The following is a 4,512-nucleotide window of genomic DNA, read 5'->3' as shown; positions in this document are numbered from 1 at the left end:
GGTGCTTCCCACATCAACGCCGCGCCCCGTGGCGGCGGTGCACCGGCCGGTGGCCCCGGCGGCGGCCATCAGAAGCACTAGCGTAGCCAGGAAGGCCCGGCCCTCGTGCCGGGCTTTTCTTTGCTATATCGAGGTCGCGACAATTTAAGTCGGTTTTTCGCCGGCAGATTTCATCGATCGTAACATGTCTACCCAAAGCTGTAAGCATCCACTCGGGGCAGCGGGGCACGGGAGGATGACATGAGACAGAGCCAGGCGGAGTCGCGCCGCCAAAATGTCGCGAAGCGTTCGATGACGAAAGAGGCCAAACAGCTGACCGGCCTGATTGCCGGATTACGCGAATCCCTCAAAGGGATCCAAAAGGAACGGACGAGCATGAAGCTCACCGGCGCCGAGATGGGTATGCTCGACGAGCGCCGCAACAACCTGCTGCTTACCATCGCAGCCCTCGACGATCGCCTCTCGGCCGTGCAGGGGCTGATTGATCTCGGTCGCCCCCACATCATCCGCGTGCATTAGCGGAGCTCGGGCATGGGACGATCGGTTCCGTTGCCGATGTGAGGCCGCCCCGGCGGCCTATCCAGCACGACACGAGGACGGCCCCGTGCCGTCGCAGGCGGGGCAAGCCTGCGACGGATGGAATTGCATTCCCGTGGGGCACGCCGTTGCCGGCCGCCAACGCTATGCTTTGCGGATGGCATCAAAAAATTGCCACGCTCCCGGCGAATTGCCGCCAAAGCCCGCTGCCACGAGGAGGCTGGGTGCAGGGCGACGCAAGGGGATGCGAATTGGCCTACAAAATGGTCGCAGAACGCGACAACGAGAAATACAGTTTCGCTCGCGAGAGCCGGCTGCTCATCGTGGCGAAGGCGAAGGTGTGGGCGAGCGAGGGGTGGCGGGTTGTCATCACCGATCAGGACGGCAAGGCCTACGCACCGCCCGAATTCGATCAGCTGTCGGCGGCGTGACCGCGGACGGGGCGAGGGGACGACATTTGAGATCGCTGTTTCGATCGGGGTGCGGCCGGATCGTGCCCGTGATGATTTTTGCAGCCACCGCCATGGTTCTGACGGTGACGGTTGCGGCCGCGCAAAATCTCGACGCCGGCAAGTCGCCCGCCAAGCTCTTCGCTGACGGCTGTGCGACCTGCCATCGCAGTCCGCGCGGCCTTGCCAAGGGTCGCTTCAGCCTGACGTTATCCTGGTTTCTGAAGGACCATTACGCGACCAGCTCGGACTCGGCCAAGATGCTTGCCGCCTATCTGGAATCGGTTGACGAGCCGCCGCCGCGCGCCGCGGCCAAGTCCGCCAGGAAGCCCGCGCGATCCGCGCCGCGTTCGTCCAAGCCGGTGCAGAGCCAGTAGGCTGCCCGGTTCCTGCTATCCGCGTCGATAGGTCTGCGCGAGAAGCCGTGCGTGCACGGCGCGTAGCTCGGCGCTCATGCGCGTCTGTCCCGTCGTGACATAGGAGAGCCAGGCGCCGTCGGCGGCCAGGCGCACCATTTGCAGATCGGGCGCGCCGTCGGTCGTGCGATGGCGCTTCAGGCGCGCCTTGATCCAGTCGTTCCAGAGCCGGCGCAGCGGCGGATCGGTGACGACGACCATGCTCAATGCCGCCCATGGGGTCGCGAAGCCGAACGCCTTGCCGGTGAACACCGCATTCACATAGGCCCGCGTGAAGCTGCCGCGTGGCTTCGGATCGGCTTCAACTGCGGCATCGATTTCGGCATCGACGCGGGCGAGGAGGTCGGCAAACAGGCCCTCGATCAGCGCCTGCTTGCTGCCGAAATGGTGAAACAGCCCGCCCTTGGTGACGCCGGCCGCCGCTGCGACCGCCTGCACCGTGACACCGGCGACGCCATGGTCCATGGCGATTGCCGCGGCCTGGGCGAGCAGGGCGCGCCGGACCTGCTCGGGCTGCTTGGCGCGGGTGTAGCGGTTTTCCGGCATCAATGCGCCGTGGTCTGCGAGAACAGGTTGATGATCACGACCCCCGACACGATCAGCGCGATGCCGACGAAGGCCGCGGCGTCCAGCATCTGGCGGAACAGCACGAAAGAGACGGTGGCGGTCAGGATGATGCCGACCCCGCCCCAGATCGCATAGGCGATGCTCAAGGGGATGACGCGGATCGCGACCGACAGCGCGTAGAACGAGGCGACATAGAACAGCACCATGGCCAGCGTTGGCCACGGGCGGGTGAACTGCGCGGATTGCTGCAGGAAAGCCGATGCTGTGACCTCGAAGATGATGGCGAGGGCGAGCGCTGCGTAGGCATTGAAGGCGGAGGTCATGGTCAGCCCAGGGCAAGAAAGATACCACGCGGTATGTTTAGCATGCGGCGCTTGGCTTTGGCCGGCAGCAGGTATCACATGTGAGTGACGAGCCTGCGACGTTGGCGGAACAAGGCATGAAGCCGCCGCGTGATGAATCGCGCGGCGGCTTCGGGATTTCGTCGCGGTTCGACCGGCGTCAGTTGATCCGCACGGAAAGTTCGACATCTTCGGTGAAGGGCGTCGACATGTAGCCGCTTCCCGGCCTGCGAACGCGCGCCAGATAGTCCGGGCTGTCGTCGGCATTGTCAGCGACGATGATCGCGCCCGGTCCGAGATGGCTCTCGAGCGGATCGAGGATATCCGGGTAGAGCGCTTTGGCGCCGTCGAGCAGCACGAGATCGATCGTATCGGGCAGATCGGCTAGAAGCGTCTTCAGCGCGTCGCCTTCGCGGATTTCGACGAGATCGATCAAGCCGCCGGCGATGAGGTTGTTCCGGGCCCGCGCTGCCTTGGACGGCTCGAACTCGCTGGTGATGAGGCGGCCGCCGCCATTGTCACGCAAGCCTGCGGCAAGGTGCAGCGTCGAGATGCCGAACGATGTGCCGAACTCGACGATCGTCCGGGCGCCAGAGCTGCGTGCCAGAATGTAGAGCAGCGTCCCCGTCTCGCGCGAGACCGCGAGGGGAGCATCCTTCAGACGTCCGTAGAGCTCGCGGTAATCGGTCTTGCTCCGCATCATCCGCGCCCGGTCTGCGTCGGACAAATCGGCGACGGCCGCTCGCGTTGCGCCCGTTGCCGCCTCGGCTTCGTCGAACAGGCGATCCAATAGCGGCGCAAGCGACGTGATGGTTGGGGTGGTCATTCGAGGTCTCCAGAGGTTGGCGAAGAACGCATGCTTGCGCGCCGAGTGAAATACGATTAATTCGTCGCATTGCCTATTCGCATTGCCAGGGTGAGCCATGGCCGAGCGTCGAAGCCGTTCAATTTCCTCACGAAAGCAGCCGCAACAGGCCCGCTCCACCGGCCTGGTAACGGCTATTCTCGATGCCGCTGTTCAGGTCCTGGCGAAGGAGGGCGCGCAGCGTTTCACCACGGCGCGGGTGGCGGAGCGGGCCGGAGTAAGCGTCGGGTCGCTCTATCAATATTTTCCGAACAAGGCCGCGATCCTGTTTCGTCTCCAGAGCGACGAGTGGCGGCGCACCAGCGAACTGCTGCGCGGCATCCTCGCAGACCGGGCAAAGCCGCCGCCGACGCGACTACGCGCGCTGGTTCATGCCTTCATCCGCTCCGAGTGCGAGGAGGCTGCAATTCGCGTCGCGCTCAGCGATGCCGCACCGCTCTATCGCGACGCGCCCGAGGCGCACGACGCGCGTGCGGCCGGTGAGGGGATCATCGCGGCGTTCATGCGGGAAGCGCTGCCGAAAGCCTCTGACGCGACACGCGCGCTCGCCGGCGAGCTCATCAAGGCGACGTTGAGCGAGGTCGGCAAGAATTTTTCTGAAGAGACGCGGAGCGAGGCGGAGATCGCGGCCTATGCCGATGCCATGGCCGATATGTTCTGCGCCTATCTTGCGAGGCTCGCAAGGCGCTGAGGCATTACTGACGTCATCTTTTGCGGGGCCGATAATTTTTCAGATTTCGCCGGATGCCATCCGGGCTACGATTGCCGTGCTTGCGTCGTTCGACAATAGACCCTACGGACCTCTTTCATGCTCGTCATCTCCATTCAAAGCCAGGTGGTCCACGGCCATGTCGGCAACAGCGCGGCCGCCTATGCCATGCAGGCGGAGGGCGTGAACGTTGCGGCTGTACCGACGACGCTGCTGTCCAACCATCCGCGCTATCCGAGCCTGCGCGGGCGGGTGCTGGAGACCGAGCTCGTCGCCGATCTCCTGAAGGGCGTGGAAGAGCGCGGCCTCGTCGACGAGGCGGCCGTGCTCCTGACCGGCTATCTCGGCTCGCCGGGCAATGCCGCCGTGATTGCCGATTTCGTCGAGCGGGCTCTGACGCGGAATGCGAAGCTCGTCTATCTCTGCGATCCCGTGATCGGCGATGACGGCCGCGTCTATGTCGCCGACGGCATTTTGGACGTAGTCCGGCACCGGCTGCTGCCGGCAGCAAACCTCACGACGCCCAACCAGTTCGAGCTCGAGTTGCTCTCAGGCCTCACGATCGCAGATGCGCAGGGCCTGCTGGCCGCGTGTGCGGCGCTGGCGGCGACCGGCCGCATCGACGTCG

Annotated in this window: 8 protein-coding genes; 5 read left to right on the top strand and 3 right to left on the bottom strand. The window is 64.7% G+C overall.

Going from position 1 to position 4,512, the window contains the following annotated elements; genetic code table 11:
* Positions 1–240: 240 nt before the first annotated feature.
* The 3 genes from MOV74_RS31925 (at position 241) to MOV74_RS31915 (ending at position 1,363) form a co-directional block, all read left to right on the top strand.
* Complete coding sequence (locus MOV74_RS31925) at positions 241–519, top strand: hypothetical protein (RefSeq protein ID WP_246930988.1); 279 nt, start codon at positions 241–243, stop codon at positions 517–519.
* 242 nt (positions 520–761) lie between these two features.
* Positions 762–968 carry a hypothetical protein gene (locus tag MOV74_RS31920; RefSeq protein ID WP_018322958.1) on the top strand — a complete coding sequence of 69 codons (207 nt, stop codon included), beginning with the start codon at positions 762–764 and terminating at the stop codon, positions 966–968.
* Positions 969–1,039: 71 nt separating this feature from the next.
* Complete coding sequence (locus MOV74_RS31915; RefSeq protein WP_246930989.1) at positions 1,040–1,363, top strand: hypothetical protein; 324 nt, start codon at positions 1,040–1,042, stop codon at positions 1,361–1,363.
* 15 nt (positions 1,364–1,378) lie between these two features.
* Here MOV74_RS31915 and MOV74_RS31910 read toward each other — a convergent pair whose 3' ends face one another.
* The 3 genes from MOV74_RS31910 to MOV74_RS31900 form a co-directional block, all read right to left on the bottom strand.
* Complete coding sequence (locus tag MOV74_RS31910) at positions 1,379–1,948, bottom strand: TetR family transcriptional regulator (RefSeq protein WP_246930987.1); 570 nt, start codon at positions 1,946–1,948, stop codon at positions 1,379–1,381.
* Entirely contained in the window at positions 1,948–2,292 is a 345-nt protein-coding gene (locus tag MOV74_RS31905) for a multidrug efflux SMR transporter (protein WP_246930986.1), read from the bottom strand. Before MOV74_RS31905 ends, MOV74_RS31910 begins: the two co-directional genes overlap by 1 nt.
* Before the next feature lie 178 nt (positions 2,293–2,470).
* Positions 2,471–3,136: an O-methyltransferase gene (locus MOV74_RS31900; protein WP_246930985.1), complete on the bottom strand. Its 666-nt coding sequence runs from the start codon at positions 3,134–3,136 to the stop codon at positions 2,471–2,473.
* 97 nt (positions 3,137–3,233) lie between these two features.
* Here MOV74_RS31900 and MOV74_RS31895 point away from each other — a divergent pair, with 97 nt between their 5' ends.
* Together MOV74_RS31895 and pdxY are read left to right on the top strand one after the other, a co-directional pair.
* Positions 3,234–3,866, top strand: coding sequence for a TetR family transcriptional regulator (locus MOV74_RS31895; protein WP_246930984.1), 633 nt, complete (start codon positions 3,234–3,236; stop codon positions 3,864–3,866).
* A 117-nt stretch (positions 3,867–3,983) separates the two neighbouring features.
* On the top strand, positions 3,984–4,512 hold a 529-nt coding region (pdxY, locus tag MOV74_RS31890), incomplete at its 3' end, for a pyridoxal kinase (RefSeq protein ID WP_246930983.1).

Source organism: Bradyrhizobium sp. SHOUNA76, assembly GCF_023006445.1.
In the GTDB taxonomy this organism is placed as follows: domain Bacteria; phylum Pseudomonadota; class Alphaproteobacteria; order Rhizobiales; family Xanthobacteraceae; genus Bradyrhizobium.
Note: the sequence above shows the minus strand (reverse complement) of the source record. Positions and strands in the feature narration are given on the sequence as shown.